Origin of the sequence: Ralstonia nicotianae (assembly GCF_018243235.1) — a bacterium.
Taxonomy (GTDB): Bacteria; Pseudomonadota; Gammaproteobacteria; order Burkholderiales; family Burkholderiaceae; genus Ralstonia; species Ralstonia nicotianae.
In genome coordinates, this window is the sequence record NZ_CP046675.1 from 1,389,869 (window position 1) to 1,415,968 (window position 26,100).

32 protein-coding genes are annotated in these 26,100 nt (G+C 67.3%); 20 read left to right on the forward strand and 12 right to left on the reverse strand.

The genetic code is table 11. The features are described from left to right. The first annotated feature begins 5 nt into the window (after window positions 1–5). A complete protein-coding gene (locus GO999_RS22065) occupies window positions 6–1,202 on the forward strand; it encodes a sugar ABC transporter permease (protein ID WP_064478206.1) in 1,197 nt (398 codons plus the stop codon). Between the two features lie 126 nt (window positions 1,203–1,328). After that, window positions 1,329–2,246, forward strand: coding sequence for an NAD-dependent epimerase/dehydratase family protein (locus GO999_RS22070; protein WP_029240580.1), 918 nt, complete (start codon window positions 1,329–1,331; stop codon window positions 2,244–2,246). 37 nt (window positions 2,247–2,283) lie between these two features. On the opposite strand, the gene GO999_RS22075 is transcribed toward GO999_RS22070, so the two are convergent. Next, entirely contained in the window at window positions 2,284–3,324 is a 1,041-nt protein-coding gene (locus GO999_RS22075; protein WP_016726476.1) for a LacI family DNA-binding transcriptional regulator, read from the reverse strand. A 100-nt stretch (window positions 3,325–3,424) separates the two neighbouring features. Next, window positions 3,425–4,318 (reverse strand): DMT family transporter, encoded by an 894-nt coding sequence (locus tag GO999_RS22080; protein ID WP_011004883.1) that lies wholly within the window; start codon window positions 4,316–4,318, stop codon window positions 3,425–3,427. Between the two features lie 97 nt (window positions 4,319–4,415). Between GO999_RS22080 and GO999_RS22085 the strand changes: the two genes are divergently transcribed. The 9 genes from GO999_RS22085 (at window position 4,416) to GO999_RS25010 (ending at window position 10,581) form a co-directional block, all read left to right on the forward strand. Next, a complete protein-coding gene (locus GO999_RS22085; protein ID WP_071012893.1) occupies window positions 4,416–5,231 on the forward strand; it encodes an AraC family transcriptional regulator in 816 nt (271 codons plus the stop codon). Between the two features lie 388 nt (window positions 5,232–5,619). Beyond that, a complete protein-coding gene (locus GO999_RS24890; protein ID WP_016722255.1) occupies window positions 5,620–5,838 on the forward strand; it encodes a hypothetical protein in 219 nt (72 codons plus the stop codon). 192 nt (window positions 5,839–6,030) lie between these two features. Further along, the gene (locus GO999_RS22095; RefSeq protein WP_011004885.1) at window positions 6,031–6,339 is read left to right on the forward strand and encodes a hypothetical protein; all 309 of its coding nucleotides are present in this window, start codon (window positions 6,031–6,033) and stop codon (window positions 6,337–6,339) included. Then, window positions 6,336–6,602 carry a hypothetical protein gene (locus GO999_RS22100; protein ID WP_011004886.1) on the forward strand — a complete coding sequence of 89 codons (267 nt, stop codon included), beginning with the start codon at window positions 6,336–6,338 and terminating at the stop codon, window positions 6,600–6,602. The genes GO999_RS22095 and GO999_RS22100 overlap by 4 nt, the downstream gene beginning before the upstream one ends. A gap of 13 nt (window positions 6,603–6,615) precedes the next feature. Then, window positions 6,616–8,238 (forward strand): PepSY-associated TM helix domain-containing protein, encoded by a 1,623-nt coding sequence (locus tag GO999_RS22105; protein WP_211906875.1) that lies wholly within the window; start codon window positions 6,616–6,618, stop codon window positions 8,236–8,238. Window positions 8,239–8,953: 715 nt separating this feature from the next. Continuing rightward, window positions 8,954–9,109, forward strand: a complete 156-nt coding sequence (locus GO999_RS22110; protein ID WP_211906876.1) for a hypothetical protein — start codon at window positions 8,954–8,956, stop codon at window positions 9,107–9,109. Window positions 9,110–9,534: 425 nt separating this feature from the next. Further along, window positions 9,535–9,951, forward strand: a complete 417-nt coding sequence (locus GO999_RS22115) for a MarR family winged helix-turn-helix transcriptional regulator (protein ID WP_011004889.1) — start codon at window positions 9,535–9,537, stop codon at window positions 9,949–9,951. A 52-nt stretch (window positions 9,952–10,003) separates the two neighbouring features. After that, window positions 10,004–10,426 carry a tautomerase family protein gene (locus GO999_RS22120; protein ID WP_011004890.1) on the forward strand — a complete coding sequence of 141 codons (423 nt, stop codon included), beginning with the start codon at window positions 10,004–10,006 and terminating at the stop codon, window positions 10,424–10,426. A 20-nt stretch (window positions 10,427–10,446) separates the two neighbouring features. Then, window positions 10,447–10,581, forward strand: a complete 135-nt coding sequence (locus GO999_RS25010; RefSeq protein ID WP_011004891.1) for a hypothetical protein — start codon at window positions 10,447–10,449, stop codon at window positions 10,579–10,581. A 351-nt stretch (window positions 10,582–10,932) separates the two neighbouring features. Here the strand turns inward: GO999_RS25010 and GO999_RS22125 are convergent, their stop codons facing one another. The 4 genes from GO999_RS22125 to GO999_RS22140 all read right to left on the reverse strand — a co-directional run bounded on the left by GO999_RS22125 (window position 10,933) and on the right by GO999_RS22140 (window position 14,299). Then, window positions 10,933–12,333, reverse strand: a complete 1,401-nt coding sequence (locus GO999_RS22125; RefSeq protein ID WP_211906877.1) for a CheR family methyltransferase — start codon at window positions 12,331–12,333, stop codon at window positions 10,933–10,935. A 51-nt stretch (window positions 12,334–12,384) separates the two neighbouring features. Continuing rightward, window positions 12,385–12,621: a hypothetical protein gene (locus tag GO999_RS22130; RefSeq protein WP_249215087.1), complete on the reverse strand. Its 237-nt coding sequence runs from the start codon at window positions 12,619–12,621 to the stop codon at window positions 12,385–12,387. A 234-nt stretch (window positions 12,622–12,855) separates the two neighbouring features. Beyond that, window positions 12,856–13,686, reverse strand: coding sequence for an anti-sigma factor family protein (locus tag GO999_RS22135; protein ID WP_052328829.1), 831 nt, complete (start codon window positions 13,684–13,686; stop codon window positions 12,856–12,858). Beyond that, complete coding sequence (locus GO999_RS22140; protein WP_019719799.1) at window positions 13,673–14,299, reverse strand: RNA polymerase sigma factor; 627 nt, start codon at window positions 14,297–14,299, stop codon at window positions 13,673–13,675. The genes GO999_RS22135 and GO999_RS22140 overlap by 14 nt, the downstream gene beginning before the upstream one ends. Before the next feature lie 175 nt (window positions 14,300–14,474). On the opposite strand from GO999_RS22140, the gene GO999_RS22145 reads away from it, so the two are divergent. Next, window positions 14,475–15,404 (forward strand): metallophosphoesterase family protein, encoded by a 930-nt coding sequence (locus GO999_RS22145; RefSeq protein ID WP_011004897.1) that lies wholly within the window; start codon window positions 14,475–14,477, stop codon window positions 15,402–15,404. Between the two features lie 2 nt (window positions 15,405–15,406). Beyond that, window positions 15,407–15,784: a cupredoxin domain-containing protein gene (locus GO999_RS22150; RefSeq protein ID WP_011004898.1), complete on the forward strand. Its 378-nt coding sequence runs from the start codon at window positions 15,407–15,409 to the stop codon at window positions 15,782–15,784. A gap of 64 nt (window positions 15,785–15,848) precedes the next feature. On the opposite strand, the gene GO999_RS22155 is transcribed toward GO999_RS22150, so the two are convergent. Continuing rightward, window positions 15,849–16,577, reverse strand: coding sequence for a hypothetical protein (locus tag GO999_RS22155; protein WP_011004899.1), 729 nt, complete (start codon window positions 16,575–16,577; stop codon window positions 15,849–15,851). A gap of 372 nt (window positions 16,578–16,949) precedes the next feature. On the opposite strand from GO999_RS22155, the gene GO999_RS22160 reads away from it, so the two are divergent. From GO999_RS22160 to GO999_RS22185, 6 genes are all read left to right on the forward strand, one after another. Next, window positions 16,950–17,138 carry a (2Fe-2S)-binding protein gene (locus GO999_RS22160; protein ID WP_016722265.1) on the forward strand — a complete coding sequence of 63 codons (189 nt, stop codon included), beginning with the start codon at window positions 16,950–16,952 and terminating at the stop codon, window positions 17,136–17,138. A gap of 4 nt (window positions 17,139–17,142) precedes the next feature. Beyond that, window positions 17,143–17,964, forward strand: coding sequence for a ferritin (locus tag GO999_RS22165; RefSeq protein ID WP_071012905.1), 822 nt, complete (start codon window positions 17,143–17,145; stop codon window positions 17,962–17,964). Between the two features lie 26 nt (window positions 17,965–17,990). After that, the gene (locus GO999_RS22170; RefSeq protein ID WP_016726486.1) at window positions 17,991–18,863 is read left to right on the forward strand and encodes an SAM-dependent methyltransferase; all 873 of its coding nucleotides are present in this window, start codon (window positions 17,991–17,993) and stop codon (window positions 18,861–18,863) included. Next, complete coding sequence (locus GO999_RS22175) at window positions 18,860–19,291, forward strand: acyl-CoA thioesterase (protein WP_211906879.1); 432 nt, start codon at window positions 18,860–18,862, stop codon at window positions 19,289–19,291. The genes GO999_RS22170 and GO999_RS22175 overlap by 4 nt, the downstream gene beginning before the upstream one ends. 31 nt (window positions 19,292–19,322) lie before the next feature. Then, entirely contained in the window at window positions 19,323–19,586 is a 264-nt protein-coding gene (acpP, locus tag GO999_RS22180) for an acyl carrier protein (protein ID WP_011004904.1), read from the forward strand. Window positions 19,587–19,672: 86 nt separating this feature from the next. Continuing rightward, window positions 19,673–20,254, forward strand: a complete 582-nt coding sequence (locus tag GO999_RS22185; protein ID WP_071012910.1) for an alpha/beta hydrolase — start codon at window positions 19,673–19,675, stop codon at window positions 20,252–20,254. A gap of 106 nt (window positions 20,255–20,360) precedes the next feature. On the opposite strand, the gene GO999_RS22190 is transcribed toward GO999_RS22185, so the two are convergent. Continuing rightward, window positions 20,361–21,956 carry a peptide chain release factor 3 gene (locus GO999_RS22190; protein WP_019719793.1) on the reverse strand — a complete coding sequence of 532 codons (1,596 nt, stop codon included), beginning with the start codon at window positions 21,954–21,956 and terminating at the stop codon, window positions 20,361–20,363. 375 nt (window positions 21,957–22,331) lie between these two features. Between GO999_RS22190 and GO999_RS22195 the strand changes: the two genes are divergently transcribed. Beyond that, window positions 22,332–22,559 carry a hypothetical protein gene (locus GO999_RS22195; protein ID WP_014632186.1) on the forward strand — a complete coding sequence of 76 codons (228 nt, stop codon included), beginning with the start codon at window positions 22,332–22,334 and terminating at the stop codon, window positions 22,557–22,559. A gap of 99 nt (window positions 22,560–22,658) precedes the next feature. Here GO999_RS22195 and GO999_RS22200 read toward each other — a convergent pair whose 3' ends face one another. The 4 genes from GO999_RS22200 to GO999_RS22215 all read right to left on the reverse strand — a co-directional run bounded on the left by GO999_RS22200 (window position 22,659) and on the right by GO999_RS22215 (window position 25,706). Further along, window positions 22,659–23,633: a YihY/virulence factor BrkB family protein gene (locus GO999_RS22200; protein WP_028854726.1), complete on the reverse strand. Its 975-nt coding sequence runs from the start codon at window positions 23,631–23,633 to the stop codon at window positions 22,659–22,661. 107 nt (window positions 23,634–23,740) lie between these two features. Further along, window positions 23,741–24,019 carry a membrane protein gene (locus GO999_RS22205; protein ID WP_011004910.1) on the reverse strand — a complete coding sequence of 93 codons (279 nt, stop codon included), beginning with the start codon at window positions 24,017–24,019 and terminating at the stop codon, window positions 23,741–23,743. Between the two features lie 44 nt (window positions 24,020–24,063). After that, window positions 24,064–24,231 carry a DUF1328 domain-containing protein gene (locus GO999_RS22210; RefSeq protein WP_016722274.1) on the reverse strand — a complete coding sequence of 56 codons (168 nt, stop codon included), beginning with the start codon at window positions 24,229–24,231 and terminating at the stop codon, window positions 24,064–24,066. An 89-nt stretch (window positions 24,232–24,320) separates the two neighbouring features. Continuing rightward, window positions 24,321–25,706, reverse strand: coding sequence for a sigma-54-dependent transcriptional regulator (locus GO999_RS22215; RefSeq protein ID WP_014632190.1), 1,386 nt, complete (start codon window positions 25,704–25,706; stop codon window positions 24,321–24,323). Window positions 25,707–26,100 lie beyond the last annotated feature (394 nt).

The following is a 26,100-nucleotide window of genomic DNA, read 5'->3' on the forward strand; positions in this document are numbered from 1 at the left end:
TTGCCATGTCGAACCTTCTGCATACCGAACTCGCCCGCAACGGCGGCAGCGGCCCGCGCCTCGATGGCCGCACCATCCAGCAACTCTTCGTGCGCTACAAGGTGCTGGCCTTGCTGCTGGCCGTGGCGCTGATCTGGATCTTCTTCTGGAGCCAGACCAACGGCACCTTCCTGCGGCCGAACAGCATTTCCAACCTGTTCCTGCAGATGTCCGTCACGGGCATGCTGGCCTGCGGCATGGTGTTCGTCATCATCGCCGGGGAGATCGACCTGTCGGTCGGCTCGCTGCTCGGCCTGCTGGGCGGGCTGGTCGCCATCCTGACGGTCAACCACGGCTGGAACACCTGGGTCTCGGTGGGCGTGGTGCTGGCGGCGGGCGCGGCCATCGGCGCGGCCAACGGCTTCATCACCACCAAGCTGCGCGTGCCCTCGTTCATCGTCGGCCTGGGCGGCATGCTGGCCTTCCGCGGCCTGCTGCAATGGAGCACCGACAGCGTGACGATCGCACCGGTGCCCGACGACCTGGGCAACATCGCGCAGAGCTTCGTGCCGGCCTGGCTCGCGTGGAGCCTGGCCGCCGCCATCGTCGCGCTGTCGGTGGTGCTGACGCTGCGCCGGCGTGCCGAGCGCGCGCGCCTGTCGCTGTCGCTGCCGCCGATGTGGGCCGACGCGCTCAAGCTGCTGGCCATCGCGGCCGCCTCGTTCGGCTTCGTTGCGGTGCTCAATCAGGCCAACGGCGTGCCGCTGCCGGTGCTGATCCTGCTGGTGATGCTGGGCGTGTTCTCCTACGTCGCCACGCAGACCGTGTTCGGCCGCCACGTCTACGCGGTGGGCGGCAACATGGAAGCGACCCGCCTGTCGGGCGTGAACGTGGCGCGCGTCAAGCTGCTGGTGTTCGTCCTGATGGGCCTGATGTGCGCCTTCGCGGGCATCGTCACCACGGCGCGCTCGGCGGCGGGCTCGCCCTCCGCGGGCGTGGGCGGTGAGCTCGATGCCATCTCCGCCTGCTTCATCGGCGGCACCTCGATGCGCGGCGGCTCGGGCACGGTCTACGGTGCGCTGATCGGCGCGCTGGTGATGGCCAGCCTCGACAACGGCATGCAGCAGATGAACGTCGATGCCTCGTGGCAGATGATCGTCAAGGGCGTCGTGCTGGTGCTGGCGGTGTGGATCGACGTGCTGTCCGGCTCCAACCGCGGCTGATGTAGCACCGCGTACCCCCGGGCCCGGATGGGCCCTTCCCGATGGTTTGCGTGACACGGCGGCGCGGCCCGCGCCGGCTGCCGATGGCCCCCTTCATCCCTTTTTTCCCGAACGGAATCCGACATCGTGGCTGCTTCCCAAACCCCCGCTCGCATTCTCGTCACCGGCGTGGCCGGCAACCTGGGCCGCAAGGTCGTCGAAGCGCTCGCCTCCACGCCATGGTGCACGTCGATCATCGGCGTCGACTGGGTCGAACAATCGATGCAGTTCTCGCCGCAGGCCGCGCAGCGCCTGCGCTGGGTCGTCGCCGACCTCACGCAGGCGGACGGCGCGTGGACCGCGCTGCTGGACGAGGTGGATGCCGTCATCCACCTGGCCGCCATCCACTCCACGCCCGACGCGACGTGGGAACAGGCGCTCGCCTCGTATGGGATGACGCTCAACGTGCTGCAGGCTGCCGCCACGCGCGGCGTGCGCCGCTTTGTGTTCGCCTCGTCCAACCATGCGATGGGCGCCTACAAAGACCAGCCGCTGGCCGGCACCATCGGCCCCGGCCGGCTCATCGCCGAACTGGCACCGGCACCGGGCACGCGCTGGCACAACGGCATCGAAGAGGTCTATTCGCTGGCCTACGGTACCTCGAAGGCGATGGGCGAGCGGCTGTGCAAGGCCGTCGCGGCCGTGTCGGGCGGCCGGCTCTCGGTCGTGGCGCTGCGCATCGGCTGGGCGCTGCCCGACGACAACGACCCCAACGACATCAACCACTCCGGCACCGCCGACACGCCGGTGCCCGGCTCGGTGCCCGACGAAGCGAGCCGCATCGCGCTGCGCTGGTTCCGCAACATGTGGCTGTCCAACGATGACCTGCGCCAGTTGTTCATTGCGGCGGTCACGGCCGATCCGGCGCGCTGGCCCGCGCCCGCCATCGTGGTCAACGGCGTGTCGAACAACAGCGGCATGGACTGGGGCCTGGAAACCGGCCGCGCGCTGATCGGCTACGAACCGCAGGACGACCTCTACGCGCGGCTGACGCAGCCGGCCTGAGCCCGCAGACGGCTCGCTCACCGCCGCCGCTTGCGCCTCAGCGCGGCGGCGGGCAGGTGGAATCGCGGATCACGAGTTCGTACTGCAGGCTCTCGTGCTCCGAATGAGGCCGCAGGCCCGGCAGGTGCGGGCGATGAATGGCGATCAGTTGCTCCACCGCCGCATAGGCCATGTCCTGGATGGGCTGGCGCACGGTGGTCAGGCTCGGCCACAGCTGGCGCGACAGCGGCGTATCGTCGTAGCCGGCGATCGACAGTTCTTCGGGCACGCGGATGCCGTGCGCCTGCGCCACCCGCAGCACGCCGGCGGCCATGTCGTCGTTGCCTGCGAAGATGGCGGTCGGGCGCGGCTCGTGCGCGAGCAGCCGCTCCGCGCACGCCATGCCCGACTCGAACGAATGCTGGCCCTGCTCCACCAGCCGCTCGTCGACCGCAATGCCGGCCTGCGCCATCGCATCGCGATAGCCGAACACGCGCGAATAGGCCGCACCGTGGTCCGGGTCGCACACCACGAAGCCGATGCGGCGATGGCCCAGGCCGATCAGGTGCAGCGTCATGTCGCGCGCGGCGGCGCGATCTTCCGTATGGACCGACAGCCCCTTGTGCTCGCGATCGGCCGGCGCGAGGCGGACGTAGTCCACGCCGGCCTCGTCCAGCGCATGGATCAGCGCCGGCACATCCGACACCGGCGGCGTCAGGATCAGCCCGGCCAGCGCGCGCTGGCGCACGCTCTGGATCATCTGCTCGGCCAGGTGCGGATCGCGGTAGTTGCAGGGACTCAGCAGCAGGCTGTAGTCGAGCGCCTGGCAGGCCTCGAGCGCGCCGTGCTGGATGTTGACGATGTAGTTGTCGCTGGGGTTGTCGTAGACCAGCGCGATGATGTCGGCGCGCTTGCTGGCCAGCCGCCGCGCGGCGGGGTTGGGACGATAGTCGAGCACCTGCATCGCCTCGACCACCTTCTGCCGCGTCTTCTCGCTGATGTTCGGCTCGTGGTTCAGCACACGCGAGACGGTCTTGATCGACACGCCCGCGTGCGCGGCAACATCATCAACGGTAACGGCTCCGGCGCCCCTCTTCATGCTCTGGCGGATGTGGTTCTGAAACACGCGGCGGGCCGTACGCAGACGCCCGCCAGTGCTTCGATTCTACCGTCATCCGCCTCGCCGCGAAGGCAGGAAATCACTGAGTCCGCAGACGATCGCGCCCCATCGGCAGGGTCACGATGCCCTGCACCAGGCTCACGCCCAGCAGGATCAGCCCGCCGCCGATCCAGTGGTAGCCGTGGATGGTCTCGCCCAGCATCGCACTGGCCATCAGCGCGGTGAAAACCGGCAGCAGATTCATCATCACCACGGTGCGCTCGCTGCCCAGGCGCGCCAGGCCCAGCATCCACCAGTACATCGCGACGATCGACGCCCCGATGCCCGCGAACAGCACCATCCCGATGCCCTGCTGCGGAATCGCCAGGCTCCGCGCGGTGAACGCCAGCGGCAGCAGCATGACGACGGCCAGCAGCGCCTGCAGGTACAGGTTCAGCCATTGCCCGAACGGCGGCGCCCAGCGGCGATAGAGGATGTTGTACAGCGCATAGGCGGCCGAGCCGATCAGCACCAGCACGTCGCCCCGATTGACGCCCCCGTCGAACAGGCTGGCCGGATGCCCCCGCCCCAGCAGGTACAGCACGCCCAGCAGCGACACCGCGATGCCCGCCACCGCCGGCGCCCCGACCGGCTGGCGGAACACCACGCCGTTGATGATGAGGCCCAGCATCGGGATCAGCGCGCAGATCACGCCGATGTTGGTGGCGCTGGTGCTGTACGCCGCGTAGTACGACAGGCACTGGTACATCACCAGGCCCAGCAGCGCCAGCACCGACAGGCGCGGCAGCCACGGCAGCACGTCCCGGCGCTGGCGCCACAGCGGCCGCGCCCAGAACGGCGTCAGCACGGCGGCCGCGATCACCCAGCGATAGAGCGAAATCGCCGCGGGATCGAGCACGCCCGCGGCCGCCTTGGAGACGATGGTGTTGGCGGCCCACACCAGTACCGCCAGCAAGGGGTAAAACACAGGCACGACGGCCTCCGTTTGCGATCGAAGGTCGCAGTGTAGGACTGTCGGTTTCGGACCATATAATGCAAACCCGACAACCTGACCGATCGAAGCCGACAACGTGAAAGCGCTGGCCGACTACCGCGAAGCCGACCTTCGGGTTCCGAAGGGCGCGCCCTTCTACTTCCGCTATGGCCGCCTTGCCGCCGAGACCGATATCGAGCTCCACACGCATCCGTGGGGCCAGCTCAGCCGGATCAGCCTGGGGCTGCTCGAAATGACGGTGGAATCGCGCCGGCTGACGGCGCCCGCCGAGTACCTGATCTGGGTGCCGGCCAACCTGCCGCACGCCTCGTCGATCCGGCAGGCGACCGACTACATCTCGGTCTACGTGGCCAAGCCGCTCGCCATGCGTCTGCCGGCAACCTCCTGCCTGATTCCGCAGACCCCGCTGGTGCGCGCGCTGTTCGAAGATTTCGCCGCGCGCCGCGTCACCACCGTGGCCGACGACTGGGACATGCGCCAGTTCGAGCTGATGATCGAACTGCTGGCCCGCGCCGGCCACGCCGACAGCTACCTGCCCGACAGCAGCGACCGCCAGCTCGAACCGATCCTGCACGCCATCCGCCTGGACCCGGCCGACGACACCACGCTGCAGGCATGGGCCGAACGCGTGCACAGCACCGAGCGCACGCTCGCGCGCCGCTTCCAGAGCGAACTCGGCATGAGCTTCGTGCAGTGGCGCAACCGCGTGCGCCTGCTGCGCGCGCTGGTGTGGCTCAAGGAAGACCGCCCGGTCCACGACATCGCGCTCGCGCTGGGCTACGGCACGGCGTCGGCCTTCATCGCGATGTTCCGCAAGCAGATCGGGTTTTCACCGCAGCGGTATCGGCGGCAGATGCGGTCGGAAACGGCGGAGCGCAGAGAGCCCGTTTAAAGACGCCGAGCCAATGTCATCCAATCTGCGAACTAGCCAAAACGACATCCCGGCTTGCCTCGGCTTGAAGCGTCCTGCTAGGCAAGCCATTTGAATACTGAGAGGGCCGGAGCAGTAAGAGGAGATCACTGTGGAGGCGACCAATAACGTACAGACGGTACTTGTTCTAAACGACCGGGCTCGCACGGTACTTCCGTATAGTACGGACGCTTTCAAGGTAGCAACCGGACCCAGAAGCCGCGTGCTGAGCCATCACCTGGATGAGCTGGTCGTCTATCCCGACGGTTCGGTATTCCGCCTTGAGGCAATCCAGTTTGATGGTTGATGGGGAGGTAGCCGTCGGCAGCGCTGGTTTGGCTTTGCCAATGGAGGCATTCATCGAATATCCGTGACGTTGAGAGGGCCGGAAAACTTTGCCTACGAGAAAATTCAACGCCAGATACTGGAGTACGTTCAATTCAACCCGGCACGCATCGATCAGTACGTCAAGGAAGGGGCGGATCCCTCAGCAATTGTTGCGCGCATAAAAAGGGCGATGAACTGCAAAGCAGTGTTCGACGCGCTGGAGGTGCCCTCCCCTCAGGACTCGCTGGATTCGTTGAGCTGATGCCGATAGCGCTGAGCTGCACGACCTGCGGTTCTCCGGCCCCCTCTACGAATGATCACCGCGCGCCCTGCCCCTCGCATCGGGCTGCCGCCGCGTCGCCAGCCGAGCGCAGCGGCACCGCACGGAACGCGGCTTGTCGCCACCAATGAGAATCATTATCATCTGCAAAATCGATTGTCAGTGAGCCTTCCCATGCACGGTGCCGCCGTTCTGTTGGGGCTGGCGGCGGCCGGGTGCCTGTATGCCGCCGCCCCCAACCAGTTGCTGTTGCCTCCCGCGGTGGACGGTGCATCCCCGGTGTCGCGCCGCGGTGCGCGCTGGCTGTCGGCCATGGCCGTGCTGCTGGCCGCGCTGGCGGTGCAGCGCTGGAGCCCCGTGCTGGGCGGCCCCGGCGCCGTGGCCGGCACGCTGCTGGTGCTGACGGGCGGGCTGTCGCTGTGGCCCTTGCTAGGGGCGCTCGTGCATGGCCGGCGCGCCCGCCTTAGCCGGGCGCATCCATGAGCGGCATCGGCACCAAGTGGCTCGCCGGCGCAACGCTAGGCCTGCCGCTGGCCGTCGCGCTGTGTGCCCTGCCGGTGCGCTGGCTGCCCGGCGGCTGGGAAGCCGGCGCGGTCGGCGCGCTGCTGGCCTGCGTGCCGCTGTGGGTGGGCATCCTGTGCGCGAGCCTGCTGTTTGCGACCAGCCGGCAGGCCTGGACGATGCTGGCGGCGGGCAACGCGCTGGCCTTCGGCCTGCTGTGGGCACCCCGCCTGATCCACGCCTGAACGCCCACCCCGAATGAAGTCCGCAACGTTACGTCTGTATCAGACGCTGCATACCTGGGTGGGCCTGATGGCGGGCTGGGCGCTGTTCATCGCGTTCTTCACCGGCTCGATCACCGTCTTCCACGACGAACTGCACGCCTGGCAAGACCCGCGGCGCAGCCATTCCGCCGCAGCGGTGCCAGTCGACGCCGCGGCTGTCGACCGTTTCATCTCGGCACTGGTGCGCACCCATCCGTCGGCCGCGGCCGACGCCTATGTGAACCTGCCCACCAAGAACGAGCCCGGCTTGACCGCGTACTGGTTCGAGCAGGGCGCATGGCGCGCCACCACCGACGCCAAGCTCGCCGCCGGACGCACCGCCCCCGAGGACACCGCCCTCGAACCCACCCGCGGCGAGCTGGCGAACTTCATCAACAACCTGCATTACGCGCTCGGCTTTCCCGACGTGGGCATCTACTTCATGGGCGCGGTGTCGGTGCTGTACGGACTGGCGCTGGTATCCGGCGTGCTGCTGCACCTGCCGCGCCTGAAGAAAGACTTGCTGGCCGTCCGCCACGGCCGCAACCTCAAGCGCTTCTGGATGGACGTGCACAACGTGCTCGGCCTGTTCAGCCTGCCGTTCCACCTGATCTTCGCCATGACGGCGCCGCTGCTGTGCTTGGCCATGGTGCTGGCCATGGTGTTCAACACACTGGCCTTCGACGGCAGGTTGCTCGAAGCGGTGCCGCGCATCACAACCGCCGCCGGCACGGTGGCCGCGGCAGGGCAGCCCGCCCCGCTGCTGCCCGCGGCACAGCTGCTGGCCACCGCGCGCAACGCCACCGGCCCGGACTTCACGCCCCGCTCGATCCACTTCCAGCACATCGGCGATGCCCATGCCGTGGCGGAGCTGCGCGGCCGCAGCACGCGCGCGCTCGGCGACTACGGCTCGCTGGCGATCCGCGCCGCCGCCGGCCAGGCGGACAGCGACCGACTGCTCGGCAACCAGACGGCCCATGCGCGCGATGCCAACCACGCCATCTACAGCGTGGTCTACGGCCTGCACTTCGGCACCTACGGCGACGTGGCGCTGCGGCTCGCCTATTTCGTGATGGGCATGGCCGGCGCCTTCGTGTTCTATTCGGGCAACCTGCTGTGGATCGAATCGCGCCGCAAGCAGCGCAACCCCGCGCAGCCGCGCGGGCACAGGCTGCTGGCGCAGGCGACCGTGGGCATCTGCATCGGCTGCTGCGCGGGCGTGATGGCCACCTTCCCGGCCGCCCTGCTATGGCCCGAGCGCGCGGTCACGCTGACGTACTACCCGGTGTTCCTGGGCGCGCTCGCATGGGCGCTGCTGCGCCCGCCGGCGCGCGGCGCGGTGGAGCTGCTCTGCGCCGCCGCCGGCCTCGCGCTGCTGGCGCCCATCACCAACGCCATCGTCACGGGTAACCACCTGCTGCGCACGGTCCTGAACGGCCAGTGGAACCTCGCCGGCTTCGACCTGGGCGCGCTGGCGTTGGCCTTCGGCTTTGTCGCCCTGGCCCGGGCCACATGGCGCCGGGCGCGACATGGCGCGCAGGCGTCGGTGTGGGCGTTGCCGCCGCAAACAGCGCGGCAGTCCTGCGAGCAAGGACGGGATACCGTCGGACAGGCCTGATCCCGCGTTCTTTCCGGCCGCACGGCCGGTGATCCCATGCGGTATTCGCTATCCGGCCCGCATGCCGGGACACCATCGGCGGCGGAGCACAAAACACCAAATACGCCGGGCCATGCGAAACAGCGGTCAGCGCGAGCACCTCTCGCAACGCTGAAATCGCATCAGGATGCCTGCTGCCGAGTGGCTCCATACCTCAATAATGTGATACATGCGCCACTTATAGCACTCCCGCTGGCGTTTGTTAACGTTCGTTAATCTTGGGGGTTTTACACACTTTGACGCGGAATTGACCACGAAAATCGGCACTAAAGTGCCCTTGCGCACCCGTTCTTCGCTAGGTAAGCTGCGCAGCCATAAAAAGGGACGGGGAACTCAAATAATAAAAAGAAGGCGCAGCGCTTCAGGCCGGGCCGATATTCAACCCGTTGAATATCGGCCCGCTCCTTTCACCGCCGCGCTTCGAATCCGTACACCCAGTCACGCCCGCCGAAGCCGTGGCGGTCTGCACTTCACGCGGCAATCCGCCCCTTGAAACGCTTCCTGCCCCACGGGCCGCCGGCAGGCAGGCGGTCGGCCGGTCGGAACAGATGGCGTTCACTGTCTCGCCGCACTGGCGGGAGCCCGGCATTCCGGACATGCTGGAGCAGGATGTCGGCCCGCGCATCGGCAAGGGCAGCCAAAAAGACGTGTACAGCCTGAAGAACGACCCGAATGAATGGTCGGCGACTGCGATTCGACCATCGCAACGCTGCGCGGGACCAACACGGTGGTCGACGATCTCCCGCTCCTGGTCGAGCCATCCAGCGACACGCACATCGGCGACCCGCGGGCCGTCACCATCGGCAACCCGAAAAGCATGCAGGCACGGTGAAAGCGCTGCGTGAGGTCGTGCTTGCAACGTCGTTGTCGTCGAATAACGATGACCACCCGCCATGCAGCCGAATCGGCATCCGGCCCGCGATCACCCCGCCGTACCTTCGCATGGCCGCCCGCGGAACGGGAGAGCCGACATCGCGTATCGATAAGTGCTTCGGGTCCCATCCGGCACCCTGGCCGTAACCCCGCTATGCGGAACACCCCGGCCCACGAAGTCACGCAGAAATGGGTACGGGGATGCGTGCGGCCCGAACACGGCTCACCGCAAACGCCTTGCCTGCGAGGGCCCAACGGAGGGATCGGGGATGGACATGGCTCGGGCAAGCGCCAGCAGATGGACATCCGGGATCCGGCGGCTGATGCGGCGGCTCGCCCCCAGAACAAGTTGCATATCTAACTACAACGACCTACCATTCCCGCATGTTCGACCACTGCCTCTACTTCAACACCTCGGCACTGGCCCGCAAACTGGACCGGGTCTGGGCAGAGGCGTTCGCGCCCTTCGGCCTGACGCCCCCGCAAGGCTTCATGCTGCGCGCGATCGTGGACCGCCCGGGCATGCTGCAGAGCGCGCTGTCGGCTGCCATGTCGGTCTCGCGCCCCACCGCCACCCGCGCACTGGACGGCCTCGAAGCCAAGGGCCTGATCGAGCGGCGCAGGACGGAAGCCGACGGCCGCGAGACCGCCATCTTCCCGACCCCGGAAGCCGTCGGCATCGGGGCGGCGCTGAACGAGGCAAGCGGCGTGGTCACGGCCCGGCTCAAGCGGTTGCTGGGCGGCACGGAATTCGCCGAAACCGTCGCAAAGCTCCGACGTGTGCGCTCGACCCTGGCCTGAGCGCCTTTTTTGTCGCCACATAGTTGCATAGCTAATCAAGAAAGGAGGTATCATGCCGATCCTCAACGTCAAGGTCAGCGCCCGGCGGTCGCCGGAGATGACCCGGAAGATTGCCGCCACGCTGCTGGAACTCACCTCCCGCATCCTCGGCAAGGACCCGAACGTCACGGCCATCGCCATCGACTACGTGGCCCCCGAGGACTGGATCGTCGGCGGACAGACGCTGGCCGCGCAAGGCCGGCAGAGCGTCTATTTCGACATCAAGGTGACGGACGAGACCAACACCAAGGCGGAGAAGGCGCAGTACATCGCCGAGGCGTTCGAGGCCTTCTCCAGGCTGCTCGGCAACCTGCACGAAGAGAGCTATATCTACATACAGGACGTTCGTGCCGCGTCCTACGGCTACGGCGGCAAGACCCAGGAGTACCGCTTCCAGCACACCCGAGATGTGCTCCACGCGCCGCCCGCCGACTGATCGATTTGGGAAAAACCATCATGAACCGCATGGGAGCTTTTTTCGCCGCCAGTTGGGCGGCTGCCGCGCTGCTGTATTTCGGCCAGCATTCGCTACCGCTGACCGTGCTGAGCGGCGTGGTGGTCCTGGCCGGCTTCGACCTGCTGCGGCCCTGAGGCGGACGGCCGGGTCCGGCGTGTCAGCCGCCCGGCCCGCCTCGGCACCTGCGCCGACCACCGCGGGCCCTTGCCCGCGTGCCTGGCCCGATGGCGCGCCAGGTCGATCACTCCGGCCAGTCCGCTCATGGCGGCACCGGACGACGGCACCCTCACGGCACCGCCAGCGCTGACGGTCACGCGTACGCCCGTTGACACCCGCGCAGCGCTCCGATCGCGAGGCGCGAATTGGCTTCACCGGCTAAGCCAGGATGCCAGCCCCGATGCCGGGCGGCAGCCCCGCCGCGAATACCTCATCACGACCGGCCGCACTGTCCTGGCGTCGGCATGCGCGACGACAGGCGCCCGCGCTCACGACCGGCGCAACCCGGGCGCGCCTCGCGGGCGGTTCGGTGCGTCCGGGTGCGCCGGGTCCCGGCGTGCCATCGCCCGCTGCGCCCGCAGCATCAACTGCCGTGCCCCGACGGCGTCGCCGCTGGCATCGAGCACTGCCGCCAGATGCGTGAGCGCCTCGTAGTGCTCCGGATCGAGATACAGCGTCTTGCGATAGAAATCGCCCGCATCGGCATACCTGCCGCGCGCGTGGGCAATCACGCCGAGCAGATAGAACGTGTCGGCCTCGGGCGCGCTCAGGCTGACGATGTCCTGGATGATGTATTCGGCCTCGTCGAACCGGCCGGCATCGGTGAGCTGGCGAGCATCGTCCAGGTCCGGCAGCACCTTGCGCAGCGGCGGCACCGACAACGGTGTGGACAGCGATACCGGCACCGCGGCACCGTGTTGCGGCAGCGCCGCCCCGCCACCGCGCACGGCAAGCGATGCCGCCTCCGGCGCAGCCGGCTTCACGGTCGGCGAACCGGTGACGGCAGGCCGCGGCGCCTGCTGCTGGGACGGCGCGGCACGGGCCGGCACCTTGGCTGCCGGCGGCGTGCGCACAAACGCAAACGCGAGCGGACTCCGCGCCGGCATCATCGCGTGCCGCATCATCGGGCCGGTCTCGGCCGGCCCGACGAAGATCACGCCGCCGTCGGCCAATTGCGCATCGAGCCGGCGAATGGCGTGGTCCTGCGCATCGCGGTGGAAATAAGTCAGGGCATTGCGGCAGAAGATGAAGTCGTAGCGCGCCTCGCCGTCCATGGTCTCATCGAAGAGGTTGCCCTGGGTGAAACGCACCCGCCGGCGCACGCGCTCGTTCAGCTGCCAGCCGTCGGCAACCTCGCTGAAGTACCGGTCCCGGAAAGTGAGCGGATGGCCACGGAAGGCATTGCGTCCGTAAAGCGCGTGCTCGGCCTGGTCGATGGCGCGGCCGCTGATGTCGATGGCGTCGATCGCAAAGCGCGCCGGGGCGATACCGGCATCCAGCAAGGCCATCGCTGCCGAATACGGCTCTTCACCGGTCGAGCACGCCACGCTGAGGATGCGCAGCACGCGCGCCGGCTCGCGCACCAGCCGTTCGCCGGCCAGCCGTGCCAGCTCGGCAAAGGCTTCGCGGTCGCGGAAGAACCAGGTTTCGGGCACCACCAGCGCCTCGATCAGCGCCTGGCGCTCCTCGGGCCAGGTATTCAACCGCAGCCAGTAGGCATCCAGCGCCGCAGCATCGGCGACGGCCGGGCGGCGCGGCGACGATTCGGCCAGCATGGCGCGCGCGCGCTCCAGCACCGCGCGCTCCAGCGCATTGGCACCAAGCGAGGGCGCGTCGATACCGGTCTCGAGCGAGAGCCAGGCTTCGAAGCGGGGATCAACTTCAGTCATGCGAATCAGGCCGGCAACGGAATAGCGGGAAACAGCAGCACGCGGGCACCGTCATCGAGCAAGGCTGGCATATCGGGGCCGCCGCCGTGCCGGGTCGCCGGTGCGCATGGCGTCACGCACGTCCACCAGCCGCGCCATCGGCACGTTCACCGCCCTGCACAAGGCATGGCCCAGCGCCACGAACAGCACGCCGAAACTCGGGACGATCCGGTTGCCGAGCGTGAAGCGGCCGCCGCGAAGCATGCCGGCCAAGACTGCATGGCTGACGCGTGGCGTGGCAGAGACCATGTGGATGCTGATGGAGAAACGGACGACGGGCATCTGTACGACACCCTACGAAGGGGGGAAGCTGCGCAAAAATGCAACCAAGGCTGCGCTGAATAGTAATGGATGACACCCACCTGCGGGAACGAATTCCGTTGAATTTTGTCGCGGCGTGAAGCATTGCCTACCATGCCACGGACCAAAACGATTGACTGCCTGGCGAGGCCGAAGCATCCGCAAACGTTTTACTTGTCGCGGTCACATCCCGCGCACAGCCGTGGCGAAGGTTCGCACCACGTCGGCCGACGCATCGGTGATGGCCCAATAGCCCATGCCCGCGGTGCGCCAGTGCAACAATTGGTAGCCGCGTTCCGTCCGCAACGCCTCGCCGGCATCGCCGCCCGCCTCCGGGCGGACATAGAGATCGACCGGATGCTGCCCCGCACGATAGACCAGCACCGCGACCGGCCGGCCGTCGATGTAGTCCAGCCGCCCGCCGACGAGCGGGAAGCCGCGCGCGGCCAGATCGCCCACCGGCGGCGCGTAGTCGATGCGGCCGTTGAACCACGGCTTCACGGTATGCCGGTCGGACGACTGCACATCGATCTCGCGCGCGCCCAGCAAGGCGCGCACGTGGCTGGCCGTGATGTCGCGCGCCACCAGAGCCTGCGCATCCGGCCGGCCCAGCAGCACGCCGATCCCCAGCGCCAGCACCGCCAGCGAGCCGGCCCCCAGCCCCAGGCCGAACGTCCGGCCCGGCACGCCGGGCGTCATCAGCCAGGCCAGCCCTCGGCGCCAGGCGGAGCGCGGTGGCGCATGCCCGCGGGACGCCGGCATGGCGGGCTGCGGCGCTTCCGCCTGCACGGCCTGCAGGATGCGCCCGGCCAAGCCCTGCGGCGCCGCCGCATAGAGCGCGGGCGCACGCAGCCCTTGCCGCAGCGCGCGCACCATCGCATCGTGACGGGCCGCCGCGACGGCGCACGCGGCACACGTCGCCAGGTGCGATTCGGTGCGCAGGCTGTCGGCCGCGCTCAGTTCGCCGTCGGCGCGGGCGGTCAGCAGGGCGCGGACGTCGTCACAGATCATCATGGTGCTCCTTGGCCGATGCGGCGCCGGGGGCCCGGATCGGCGTGACATTGGTGCGCGCGGACGTGCCATCGTCCATCAGCAGGCGCGCGAGCTGCTGCCGCGCGCGCGCCAGCCGCGACATCACGGTGCCGACCGGCACGTCGACGACGGCCGCGATGTCGCGGTACGGCAGATCCTCCAGTTCGCGCAGCACCAGCACTTCGCGGTAGGCCACCGGCAGGCGGGCCAGCGCGGCCTGCAGGCGCCGCACGTCGTCGGCCCGGGCCAGCAGGGCGGCGGGGTCGGCGCCGTAGGTGGCGAGGTCATCGGCGGGGGGCAGGTCGGCCTCGTCCTGCCACGACTGCGTGTGCGCCTGCCTGCGGCGCGCGCACTCCGAGAACCAGGTGTTGCGCACGATGGCGAGCAGCCACGGACGCCCGTCGCCGCCGCGAAACCCGCCGAACAGCCGGAAGGCACGCAGGCACGCCTCCTGCACGATGTCGTCGGCATCCTGGGCATCGCCGCACAGCCAGCGCGCCAGGTTGTAGGCGGCATCCACGTGGGGCAGCACGGCCTGCGCGAAGCGCTGCGCATCGGTGAGCAGGTCGACGGTCGGATCGAACAGGTCGGGCATGGTGGCCGGAAGGTGGAGTCCCCCCGTTTACCGCGATGCGGTCCAGTTTATTCCCGCCCCGCAAAAAAATCGCGAACCGGCCGCCGCGTTGGAATAAGCCGGCACACCGCCCGGTATGACAGGCAGGACCGGCCGCGCCTGCGCCGGATCGCGAACCCGACACCAGGGGATTTCCATGACACATCATCCCGGGCGACGCCAGTTCATGCGGCTGGCGGCAGTGGGCGGACTGGCCTACGCCTCCGGCCTGCGCGGCTGGCAGGCGATGGCCGCCGCCACCGGCCAGCGCGACGACTTCTATTTCGTGCAGCTCTCCGACTCCCACTGGGGCTTCAAGGGCCCTCCCAATCCCGACGCGCGCGGCACCCTGCCCAAGGCGATCGCCGCCGTCAACGCACTATCGCCGGCGCCCGATTTCGTGGTGTTTACCGGCGACCTGACCCACATCACCGAAGACGTGGACGAACGGCGCCGCCGCCTGGCGGAGTTCCGCGACATCGCCGCCGGCCTCAAGATACCGGTGGTGCACTACATGCCGGGCGAGCACGACGCTTCGCTGGACAACGGTGCCGCCTACAGCGAACTGTTCGGCCGCACACACTACGCCTTCGATCACAAGGGCGTGCACTTCATCGCCGTCGACAACGTGTCGGACCCGTCCGCGCGCGTGGGCGAGGCGCAGCTGGCATGGCTGGCGGCAGACCTGCGCTCGGTGCCCGCGCATACGCCCATCGTGGTGTTCACGCACCGGCCGCTGTTCGATCTCTATCCGCAATGGGACTGGGCCACGCGCGACGGCGCGCAAGTGATCGACCTGCTGATGCCGCACCCGAACGTGACGGTGTTCTACGGCCACATCCACCAGGAGCACCACCAGATGACCGGGCACATCGCGCATCATTCGGCGCGCTCGCTGATGTTTCCGCTGCCGGCGCCGGGCTCGCAGCCCAAGCGCAACCCGATCCCGTGGGATGCCTCGCAGCCCTATCGCGGGCTCGGCTGGCGCAGCATCACGGCGCACGGCAAGCGGGATGCCGCGACCTGGGCACTGGCGGAACAGCCAATCCAGGCCGACGCCCCGGCCAAGACACCGGAGGCCACCTGACCATGCGCCCCACCCTTGCACACGACCCGCGGCGGCGGCTCGCCCTGCGGCAGTTCACGGCGCTCGCCGCGGGCGCGGCGCTGGCCTGCGTCGCCCACGGCGAGGGCCCGCAGGTGATCCGGGTGCACGCCCGCAAATTCACCTTCACGCCCGACCACATCACACTCAAGCGCGGCGTGCCGGTGGTGTTCGAGCTGACCGGCCAGGACATCCTGATGGGCTTCTCGATCCCGGACTTCAGCGTGCGCGCGGACGTGGTCCCCGGCCAGACCGCGCGGCTGGCCCTGACACCCGAGCGCACCGGCACGTTCGAATTCCTGTGCGACATCTTCTGCGGGACCGGGCACGAGACGATGAACGGGACGCTGGTGGTCACCTGAGCGACCGGCCCAAAGAAAACGGGCCGGCGCATCGGCCGGCCCGCATGCCACCCGTACAGGCAGCTCACGCCATCGAACGCGCCGCCAGCGATGCCCGCGCACTGGCCAGGCAGGGCAGCCCCGCCTCACCCGGGCGGGAGTCCCCGGATTCGACCGCGATCTCCTGGCGGGCAGGCGACTGCAATCGCTGCAGCACAGGCGCGATGCGCTTGGCGACCGTATAGGGCAAGGTCTGCGCGAACATGAAGCCCCCGAACGCCAGTGTCGCCACACCGAGCGCGATCAGTCCGACGATCGCAATGGGATCGTCGATGGGCGCCAGCTTGGGCAGCGAAAACAGGCCGAGCGCCAGCACCAGCAGGAACAGGCCGTACAGGATGGTGGCCCAGTATTCGAACATGTCGCTGCGTCGGATGACGACATCGATCCGGCTGCCGTCCTGCAACCGCAGGAAGCGACCGGCCCTGGCGAACTGGCCGGCCCGCAGCTCGCCATTGGAGCGGGCAATCAATGCCAGTACCGTGGAGCGGTAGATCTGGTTGCCGGCAATGCCGGTGGCGCGCTGGACCAGCAGCGCATTCAGCTCCTCCAGCAGGAAGGCCCGGGTGGTGGCATCCAGCCCATCCTGCTTGAGGGCGTCGACAAGAAACCTGCGACGGCGCCCGCTGATGCGCTGGGCCAGGGACAGGATGCTGTTGAGCTTGAAGCCGCCGAGCAGCAGCGCGGCAAATGCCAGCGTCGCCACATTGCCACTTTCCCAAGCCTTGATCTGCCAATCGATGAGGGTACCCATTACGATGAATTCGTCCTGTGCAATGACAATGGTTTGTAATTAGCTCACCATTTTTGTCGGTCCCGATCCCAACGGCAAATATCCATTCGGATGGTATGCCGAATGCGGATTCCATTCTGCGAATGGGCTTTTCGGCGCACGTTAATTCAATGGAAATTAACAAACGGCAACAAAAGAAATTTCTTATTTCTGAATTCAAATTCATTCATTTCGCACGCACAAATTTCCTCGTCAGTCCAGACTAAGAAAAACTAGGCAGATCGGTTGAGCAAGTGCTATCCCCGTCCATGGGAATGTATATAAGATCGCCCTCCTCGCACATACGCATCGCGCGCTGCTCCCGCGGTCCGTCGCTTGATACGGCTTGATCCCATGTTCTGCATCTGCTCCGACAAGTCGATCGACGATATCCTTTCAGCGCAGCGCGATATTCCCCTGCCATTCGCAGACATGCTCGAATGCTATACACGGTGCCTGACCGGATGCGGTTCGTGCGTCGACAGGATCCGCGAGCACGTTAAAGACCATCCGCTCTTCTTCGAAGAAGAGCAACAGGCGTAATCCCATGCGCTTTCCCTGCCTATTCGACGCGCTCGAGCGCGCCCGCTGGAGCATGCATTCCGATATTCCGTGGCATGCATTTGAAGCGGACAAGATCTCCGATCGCCAGTTGCACGGCATCAAGATGAATGCCATTCTCGAATGGTCTTCCATGCCCATGGCGGAAATGTTTCTGCGTGACAATCAGCAGGACACCGATTTCTCCGCATTCATCTCCATCTGGTTCTTTGAAGAGCAGAAGCACAGCCTGGCTTTGCTCGAATATCTGCGACGCTTCGCGCCGGATTACCTCCCGACCGAGGAAGAACTGGCCGCCGTGCGCTTCAACTTCGATCCGTCGCCGGCACTCGACAGCCTGGCCCTGCATTTCTGCGGCGAGATCCGCCTGAACAACTGGTACCACTGCGCGCGCCAGTACCACACCGAGCCGGTGATCCGCGCCATCTATCAGCTCCTGGCCAATGACGAGGCCCGGCATGCACGGGCCTATTACAGCTACATGCAGCGCGCCATGGAACGGAACCGCCTGCAGGCCCAATCGTCCTTTTCGAAGATCGGCGTGCTGATGACCAACCCGAGCATGAACCGGGCCATGCACCCCACCAATCTGCACGTCAACAAGTCCCTGTTCCCGAACGACACGGTCAATGGCCGGTTGCCGGACCCGACCTGGTTGACGCAGTGGCTGGACGAGGAAATCCGCTTCGATGACGAATGGGAACGACGCGTGGAGCGCGGCATTCTCCAGAACCTGTCATCCCTGTTCGGCGAGCCGCTCGACAATCCGCGCGCACTGCGGCAATTCCACAAGTCGCTCGCGGCTTGAATCCATTCCCACCGTCCAGGCCAATCATGGCAACCCAAGCGGATATCGCCTTCCACTACGACGTCGACAACCATTTCTACGGCCTGTTTCTCGACCAGGCCCACCGTGCCTACAGCTGCGCAGTCTGGGACGGCGCGACCACGCTCGAAGAGGCCCAGCAGCAAAAGCTGTCGCGCCTGGCCCACTTTGCCGGCATGGCTGCCGGGCATCACGTGCTGGACATCGGCTGCGGCTGGGGCAGCATGCTCGACTATGCCGTCGGCTTGCGCGGCGCGGCCACGGCCACCGGCCTGACGCTGAGCGAAGACCAGTACAGCTACGTCCTCGACAAGGCCTCGCCCGAGATCACCATCTCGCTGATGTCGTGGCGGGACTTCGCGCCGGCCACGCGCTTCGATGCGCTGGTGTCGATCGGCGCATTCGAGCACTTCGCGTCGCTGGAGGATCGCGACAACAACCGGCACCGGCAGGTCTACGCCGACTTTTTCGCCTGGTCCCGGGCGGTCTCCACCGACAACGCCAGGCTGGGGCTGCAGACGATCATCACCGCACGCGCGCCCGAGAGCCTGCAAGAGGTCCGCGATACCCGCTATCTGCTCGAGCACGTGTTCCCAGGCTCGGCGCTGCCGGGCATGAGCGATATCCAGGCCGGCATGCAGGATCACTACGACGTCTGCGAATGCCGTCACATCGGCCTCGACTACGCCCGCACGCTGGCGCAGTGGCGCCTGCGCCTGCAGGCACATCGCACGATCATCGAGGCCCGTTACGGCGAAGCCCTGTACCAGCATTACGACCACGACTTCCAGGCAGCGGAGCGCAGCTTCCAGGCGGGCGTGGTGAGCCTGGCCCAACTCAGCCTGGCCCCGGTTCGCCGCGCGATGAGCTTCCGCCGATGAGCGACCTCGCCATGGCCAACCCGGCGCCGGAACGCACGGTCATGCAGCACGTTCGTCCGCTACCTTACGAAGCGGACTTCACCGGCTTCCTGAGCAACACCGTGGCGCCGCGGTGGATGGAGGCTCTGCGCATCCAGCGGATACGGACCTGCTTTCCGCACTTCGACAGCGGCGCGCCGCAGCACCTTTGCATCATCACCGAGACCACGGTCCGCTATCGCAAACCCGTCCGGTACAGCGATGCCATCGTCGGCAAGGCCTGGCTGCAATCGGCCAGGTATTCGCGCTGGATCATCGCCTTCTCGTTTGCCTTCGAGTCCTCCGGTCTGCCGGCGTTCGAAGGCCGGCAGGCGGGCACCTTCATCGACCCGCAAACCCATCTGCCGTTGCCCATTCCCGCGAGCCTGCGCCTGCCGGCCGATCACTGACCTTCCGTCCCCCACCTCTGGAACCTTCACCATGAGCAACCCGACCGTCCTCGACCAGATCCGGCACATCATTGCGCAAGCACTCGACAAGCCCGTCGAGACCATCCACGCCGAGCAGTCCTTCCGCCGCGACCTGGGCGCGGATTCGCTCGACAGCGTCGAGATCGTGATGGCCATCGAAGACCAGTTCGCGGTCGAATTCGATGAGGACAGCACCGCCGCCGTCGATACGGTGCAGGACCTGGTCACCTATATCGAAGCCGCGCTGGCCAGCCGCGGCGCGCAGACCGCATGAGCCTGCCGAGCACGGGCATCCAGCAGGCGGAGCGTGTGGGCATCGCCAGGCTGCGTGTCTAGCTGGACCACATCGCATCGCTGGGCGTGTTCGTCCTTCCGGTGACACCACAACTGCTCGGCTTCGCGGTCGTCGCCTTCGATGCGCCGGGCCACGGCGACTCCGACGGCAAGCAGACCGACATGATCGCCTATACCCGGCTGATCGCATGGATGGCCGAGCGGCTCGGTCCGCTGCACGCGATCATCGGGCACGCCTTCGGCGCGGGCAACACCATCTACTCGCGCAGGGTGCACGGTTTCCCCGTCGCGCGGATGGCCCTGCTCGGCGGCTTCTCGGACGGCGAATGGATCATCGACCGCTTCGCCGGGCTGCCGCATATCCCCGCTGCCGCGACCCGGCAGATGAAGTCGATCCATGAAGCCCGCCACCACGGCAAGATCCGGTGGTCCGACTTCAAGCTCGCCCGCATGCTCGGCGAGGCGTCCATCCCGATCCTGCTCGTGCACGACCGCAAGGACATGGAAATCCCCGACGTCCACGCCGAAGCGTTCCAGCGCGAAAGCGCGGGCCGCATCCCACTGCTGACGATCGAGGGCCTGGGCCATCGCAAGATCGTCCGCAATCCGGACGTCATCGCCCGGGTCTGCGATTTCCTGGAGGCCTGACCGGGGTCGCGCGGGTCATCCGATGAAGCGGGCGCGGCCGATGCGTGAAGCGGCACGCCCGGGCGATTCGCGGCCAAAAAAAACGGGGCATCGCGCCCCGTTTCTCTTACACCACTTCCCGCGTCTCCATGAACTGGATGTCCGGAAAGCGCTCCTGCGTCAGCCGCAGGTTCACCTGGCTCGGCGCCAGGTAGACATAGTCGCCGGCCCCATCGACGGCCACGTTGTGGCCGGCCTTGTCGATCAGCTTGTCGATGTCTTCCGGCTTGCCCTTGAGCCAGCGGGCGGTGGCGCACTCGTGCGGCTCGAAGATGGCGTCCACGCCGTACTCATACTCCAGCCGATGCGCCACCACGTCGAACTGCAGCGTGCCGACCGCGCCCAGCACCAGGTCGTTGGAGGCGAGCGGGCGGAACATCTGCGTGGCGCCCTCTTCGGCCAGCTGCTGCAGACCCTTCTGCAGCTGCTTGGTCTTGAGCGGATTGTTCAGCCGCGCACGGCGGAAATATTCCGGTGCGAACGAGGGGATGCCCGTGAACCTGAGCGGCTCGCCTTCGGTGAACGCGTCGCCCAGGCGGATGGTGCCGTGGTTGGGCACGCCGATGATGTCGCCGGCGTAGGCCTCTTCGGTGGTGTTACGGTCCTGCGCCATGAAGGTGATGGCGTTGTTGATGGCGACCGTCTTGCCGGTCGACACCTGCAGCAGCTTCATGCCGCGCTCGAAGCGGCCGGAGCACACGCGCACGAAGGCGATGCGGTCGCGGTGCTTCGGGTCCATGTTGGCCTGGATCTTGAAGACGAAGCCGGTGAACTTGTCTTCGAGCGGCGCGACCTCGCGCGTCTGCGTGGCGCGCGCCAGCGGCTCGGGCGACAGTCCGACCAGCGCATCCAGCAGCGACTGCACGCCGAAGTTGTTGACCGCCGAACCGAAATACACCGGGCATTGCTTGCCGGCGAGGAACAGGTCCTTGTCGAAGGTGTGCGAAGCGCCGCGCACCAGTTCGATGTCGATGCGCAGCTCTTCGGCCTGCGAGCCCAGCACGCGATCCAGCTCCGGGTTGTCCAGGCCCTGGATCATGCCGGCGGTGGCGCCCTTCTCCGTCTCCGCCTTGGGGTCGAACAGCTGCACCGTGTCGTTCACGAGGTGATAGACGCCACGGAAGCTCTTGCCCATGCCGATCGGCCACGTCATCGGCGCGCACTGGATCTGCAGCACGTTTTCGATTTCATCGAGCAGCTCGATGGGCGCGCGGCCCTCGCGGTCGAGCTTGTTGATGAAGGTCAGGATGGGCGTGCTGCGCAGGCGGCAGACATTGAGCAGCTTGATGGTCTGCGCTTCCACGCCGTTGACCGAGTCGATCACCATGACCGCGGAATCGACCGCCGTGAGCGTGCGGTAGGTGTCTTCGGAGAAGTCTTCGTGGCCCGGGGTGTCGAGCAGGTTGACGATGTAGTCGCCGCCGTCGTTGCGGTACGGAAACTGCATCACCGACGAGGTGACCGAGATGCCACGCTGCTTCTCCAGTTCCATCCAGTCGGAGGTGGCGTGACGGCTGGCCTTGCGCGCGCGCACGGCGCCGGCCATCTGGATCGCGCCGCCGAACCACAGCAGCTTTTCCGTGAGCGTGGTCTTGCCCGCGTCCGGGTGGGAAATGATGGCGAATGTCCGGCGGCGCCGGATCTCCTGCTGCAGCGTACTCACGGGCAAAAACCGAAAGGGAGGAATCGGAAAGGCGGCAAGCGCACGTGGCGTGCGCGAGGCGCAAGGCCGGCCGGGAGTCCTCCCAGGCAGCCGATGGACACCCGCGCGATGCGGGCAGCCGAGATTGTACGCCATCGGCATCCTTGCCCAGGATCAAGATTGATGGCGGGCAAGTCGGGGAAACTCCCAGGGAACCGTCCCTGCCGCAAAGGAGACCAAGACAGTGTCGGAATCGTCCGACAACGGTTTCGGAAGGGACGTTATCGAAGTTGTCACATAGCTCCCGTATCGTGGAGGCCGTTGCGAAACCGGCTTGCCTCGCGTGTCGGCCGGTGGTTGCGACACGAAAGGAAGTCAAGAAGCAAGGAGTCAATCGTGCGTAGTCGAACCCCTGTGGATCCCGCGGTGCAGCGCATTCTGGATATCACCCGCAAAGCCTGGCAGCTCGATGCCGAAAGCGTGCGAGCCGCTCGCCGGCAGCGCGCAGCCCATCGCCGCCAGCGGATCCAGGCGCTGCCGCAGGACAGCCTGCGCGCGCTCGCCGCGCTGGCCCTGCAAGCCGAGATCTGGGCCGTGCGCAAGACCGTGGTGACGGTCGGCTGAGCGCTGCCTCGCTCATGCATGCAAGGCCACCTCAGGGTGGCCTTTTTATTTGGGCGAACGGCATGGCGGTCGCTTGCGGCATCCTGACGGCCGGCGCGGCTAGCGGCCACCGTGGCGCGCACCGCCGTTGCCCATGCCGGCGGCAAGCGTCGGATTGAGCAGCGCGGCCTGGCTGGCCGGCCCCTCGGCATCGGCCTGCCGGCTGCCGAAGCGCAGCGCATATTGCCGCGTGACGAGCGCGCCGAAGAAGAAGATCTGCGCCGAGTAATAGATCCACAGCATCAGCGCCACCACCGAGCCCGCCGCCCCATACGACGACGCCACCGCGCTGTTGCCCAGGTACAGCCCGATCAGGTGCTTGCCGAGCGTGAACAGCAGCGCCGTGACCACCGCCCCCAGCCCCACATCGCGCCAGGCCACGCGGGTCTCGGGCAGCATCTTGAAGATGGTGCCGAACAGCAGCGACACCACCGCAAACGAAAACGCCATCGACAGCGCGTTGGCCGCGATGGCGAAGACCGAGCCCGTCCAGATGGCGCCCCAGAAGCGCTCCACCACCGCCAGCCCGGCATTGACGATCAGCGACACCAGCAGCAGGAACGCCAGCACCAGGATCAGGCTGAACGACAGCAGCCGCGAGCGCAGCACGCCCCACAGCCCGGCCTGCTGGCGGGGCGGCACGTCCCACAGTTCGTCGAGGCTGTCCTTGAGCTCGGAGAAGACCGTGGTGGCGCCCACCACCAGCAGCACCATCGCCGTGATCGCGGCGAACAGGCCGTGACCCGAACGCCGCGTGGCCGCCAGCACGGCCTCCACGGCGGCGGCGCCCTGCGCGCCGACCAGGCCCTGGATCTGTCCGAAGATCTCGCCGCGCGCGGCCTGCTCGCCGAAGAACAGGCCAGCGATGGAGATCACCAGCACCAGCACCGGCGCCATGGAAAACAGCGTGTAGAACGAGAGCGCCGCGCCCTTGCTGGCGGCGCGGTGCGCCGACCATTGCTGCACGGCGCCCGCGAGCACGAGCCAGGCGCCCTTGACGATGGAGCGGTCGATGGAAAGCGAGGCCAGGCGCATGGTCGGATCCTTGAACGTCGGCACGTCGGCGGCAGCGCGCGCAGCGTCCGGCTGCCGCCTGCAGCGGTGGTCAGCCCGCGCGGTGGCCGCAAGCGGCGGCGCGGGTGCTAATCGCGCCCGCCGAGCAACCGGCTGATGAGGAAACCGACCCCGAAGGCCAGGCCGATGGTCGCCAGCGGATTCGCCCGCATGCAGGCGACGGCGTCGTCAGCCAGGCGCTGCTGCGCAACGCGCCACTGTGCGCCCCGCGACACGGCGGCATCGACCGCCGAGGCCGCCGCATCGGCGGTGCGGTCGATCGCCTGATGGGCGACCGCCCTGACGCGTTCGGCGGATTCGGCTACGTCGGATTTCGGAAAGGGATCGGTATGGGAAGACGGTTCCATCGCTCAATGCTCCAGGTTGCAGGAGAAGAAGACTGCGTGCACGCTCATCCGCGCCCCGCCACCAGGCCCCAGAACAGGCTGACGACGAACAGCACCACGAAGATCATGAAGAGGATCTTGGCGATGCCGGCCGCCCCGGCGGCGATGCCGCCGAACCCGAACAGCGCGGCGATCAGGGCGATGATGAAGAAGATGACTGCGTAGCGCAGCATGGCAACCTCCTGTGCGGTGTCATTGGCCGGCCGCTGGGCGGGCGGACACACTGCGCGGTGCAGCAAGGCGCGTACCGCCCCGCAAGCCCTCAGGCTTCCGTGGTCTGCGCCTTGCCGTTCTCGCCTTCGCTGTTGCTGCTGCCGTATTCCTCCAGGCGGTTGTACAGCGTCTTCAGGCTGATGCCGAGCAGTTCGGCGGCGCGCTTCTTCACGCCGCCACATTGCTCCAGCGTCGCCAGGATGATCTTCTTGTCGGCGCTCGCCAGCGACGTGCCGACCGGGATCGTCAGCGTGGAGCCGGACGACGCCTGCGTGGTGGATACCTGCAGCGGCACGGCCTCGGTGCTGATGCCGGCGTCGTCGGACATGATGTAGGCGCGCTGCACGTAGTTGCGCAGCTCGCGCACATTGCCGGGCCAGTTGTAGGCACGCAGCGTATCCATCGCCGGCGGCAGGAAGGTCTTCTTGCTGCTGTTCTGCGCGTTGAGCTGGTCCAGGAAATGCTGCGCCAGCAGTTCCACGTCCTTGCCGCGCTCGCGCAGCGGCGGCAGCTGCATCGGGAACACATTGAGCCGGTGGTACAGGTCGGCGCGCAGCTTGCCGTCGGCCACGGCTTCCTCGGGATCGCGGTTGGTGGCGGCGATCACGCGCACATCGGTGTCGATCTCGCGGTTGGTGCCCACGCGCATGAACACGCCCGTCTCCAGCACGCGCAGCAGCTTGACCTGCAGCTCGACCGGCATCTCGGTGATCTCGTCCAGGAACAGCGTGCCGCCATTGGCGCGCTCGAAGTAGCCCTTGTGCTGGCGGTCGGCGCCGGTGAAGCTGCCGCGCTCGTGGCCGAACATCTCCGACTCGATCAGGTTGGGCGAGATCGCCCCGCAGTTGACCGGCAGGAAGGGCTGCTTGCGCCGCAGGCTCAGGTCGTGGATGGTCTGCGCGGCCAGCTCCTTGCCGGTGCCCGATTCGCCGATCAGCAGGACGGTGGCCTCGGTGGGCGCCACGCGGCTGACCTGGTCGTACAACGTCTGCATCGCCGGCGAATTGCCGAGCATCTGGCCAAACAGGCCCAGCCGCCGCAGCTCGCCACGCAGGCTGCCGATCTCGGCCTTGAGGTCACCCGGACGCGGAATGCGCGCCAGGATGGATTTCAGGCGCTGGAAGTTGACCGGCTTGACGAGATAGTCCGCCGCGCCCATGCGCAGCGCCTCCACCGCCGTCTCCACGCTGGCGTGCCCGGTCATGACGATGATCTCGGTGCCGGAATGCGAGGGAATGTCTTCCAGCAAGTCCATGCCGTTGCCGTCCGGCAGGACCAGGTCGATCAGCACGGCGTCGGGGCTGTGGCGCGAGATCTGGATGCGCGCGTCGCGCAGCGAGCCCGCCTGGGCCGTGGTGAAGCCCTCGGCGCTGACCAGTTCGCCCAGGGCGGCGCGTGCGCTGGCATCGTCTTCGACAATCAGGATATGTGGCATCTCGTTTCTGTTGGATGGGCCGGCCGCGAGGGGCCGGCGGTCCCTCTGCAGGGGCGATGTCCGGCGCCGTGTATGCGCGAAGCGCTCCACTGTGCGGCACCAGCCATGCGCGGAAACGACGAGCCTGCGCGCACGACCGACCGGCCATGCTTCTTGCGCTTGGGGTGCAAGACAAGGCACCGATGCGTCACGCTGTGCGGCGTTGCGTCCTTCCGCGGACAGCTTTCAGGATAGATGAGAACGCCATCCCGAAGCCACCCCGGCCGGCAGATGGCAATTGCGCGGCACATATCGCGCGGGGTGCCGGCGCGGCGCGGGTCTCCGGCATGTTTCTTGTCGGCGTTTGGCCGACAGGACAGCCGAACTGTCAGCGCATGACCGACATACAACATGC

Excerpts from the sequence above, each read along its gene's own strand:
- GO999_RS22215 (WP_014632190.1), bottom strand. The coding sequence starts at position 25,706 with ATGCCACATATCCTGATTGTCGAAGACGATGCCAGCGCACGCGCCGCC.
- GO999_RS22120 (WP_011004890.1), top strand. The coding sequence starts at position 10,004 with ATGCCGATCCTCAACGTCAAGGTCAGCGCCCGGCGGTCGCCGGAGATG.
- GO999_RS22205 (WP_011004910.1), bottom strand. The coding sequence starts at position 24,019 with ATGGAACCGTCTTCCCATACCGATCCCTTTCCGAAATCCGACGTAGCC.
- GO999_RS22145 (WP_011004897.1), top strand. The coding sequence starts at position 14,475 with ATGACACATCATCCCGGGCGACGCCAGTTCATGCGGCTGGCGGCAGTG.
- GO999_RS22170 (WP_016726486.1), top strand. The coding sequence starts at position 17,991 with ATGGCAACCCAAGCGGATATCGCCTTCCACTACGACGTCGACAACCAT.
- GO999_RS25010 (WP_011004891.1), top strand. The coding sequence starts at position 10,447 with ATGAACCGCATGGGAGCTTTTTTCGCCGCCAGTTGGGCGGCTGCCGCG.
- GO999_RS22210 (WP_016722274.1), bottom strand. The coding sequence starts at position 24,231 with ATGCTGCGCTACGCAGTCATCTTCTTCATCATCGCCCTGATCGCCGCG.
- GO999_RS22155 (WP_011004899.1), bottom strand. The coding sequence starts at position 16,577 with ATGGGTACCCTCATCGATTGGCAGATCAAGGCTTGGGAAAGTGGCAAT.
- GO999_RS22115 (WP_011004889.1), top strand. The coding sequence starts at position 9,535 with ATGTTCGACCACTGCCTCTACTTCAACACCTCGGCACTGGCCCGCAAA.
- GO999_RS22065 (WP_064478206.1), top strand. The coding sequence starts at position 6 with ATGTCGAACCTTCTGCATACCGAACTCGCCCGCAACGGCGGCAGCGGC.
- GO999_RS22110 (WP_211906876.1), top strand. The coding sequence starts at position 8,954 with ATGGTCGGCGACTGCGATTCGACCATCGCAACGCTGCGCGGGACCAAC.
- GO999_RS22125 (WP_211906877.1), bottom strand. The coding sequence starts at position 12,333 with ATGACTGAAGTTGATCCCCGCTTCGAAGCCTGGCTCTCGCTCGAGACC.
- GO999_RS22130 (WP_249215087.1), bottom strand. The coding sequence starts at position 12,621 with ATGGTCTCTGCCACGCCACGCGTCAGCCATGCAGTCTTGGCCGGCATG.
- GO999_RS22100 (WP_011004886.1), top strand. The coding sequence starts at position 6,336 with ATGAGCGGCATCGGCACCAAGTGGCTCGCCGGCGCAACGCTAGGCCTG.
- GO999_RS22150 (WP_011004898.1), top strand. The coding sequence starts at position 15,407 with ATGCGCCCCACCCTTGCACACGACCCGCGGCGGCGGCTCGCCCTGCGG.
- GO999_RS22095 (WP_011004885.1), top strand. The coding sequence starts at position 6,031 with ATGCACGGTGCCGCCGTTCTGTTGGGGCTGGCGGCGGCCGGGTGCCTG.
- GO999_RS22175 (WP_211906879.1), top strand. The coding sequence starts at position 18,860 with ATGAGCGACCTCGCCATGGCCAACCCGGCGCCGGAACGCACGGTCATG.
- GO999_RS22200 (WP_028854726.1), bottom strand. The coding sequence starts at position 23,633 with ATGCGCCTGGCCTCGCTTTCCATCGACCGCTCCATCGTCAAGGGCGCC.
- GO999_RS22075 (WP_016726476.1), bottom strand. The coding sequence starts at position 3,324 with ATGAAGAGGGGCGCCGGAGCCGTTACCGTTGATGATGTTGCCGCGCAC.
- GO999_RS22105 (WP_211906875.1), top strand. The coding sequence starts at position 6,616 with ATGAAGTCCGCAACGTTACGTCTGTATCAGACGCTGCATACCTGGGTG.
- GO999_RS22160 (WP_016722265.1), top strand. The coding sequence starts at position 16,950 with ATGTTCTGCATCTGCTCCGACAAGTCGATCGACGATATCCTTTCAGCG.
- GO999_RS22135 (WP_052328829.1), bottom strand. The coding sequence starts at position 13,686 with ATGATGATCTGTGACGACGTCCGCGCCCTGCTGACCGCCCGCGCCGAC.
- GO999_RS22165 (WP_071012905.1), top strand. The coding sequence starts at position 17,143 with ATGCGCTTTCCCTGCCTATTCGACGCGCTCGAGCGCGCCCGCTGGAGC.
- GO999_RS22140 (WP_019719799.1), bottom strand. The coding sequence starts at position 14,299 with ATGCCCGACCTGTTCGATCCGACCGTCGACCTGCTCACCGATGCGCAG.
- acpP (WP_011004904.1), top strand. The coding sequence starts at position 19,323 with ATGAGCAACCCGACCGTCCTCGACCAGATCCGGCACATCATTGCGCAA.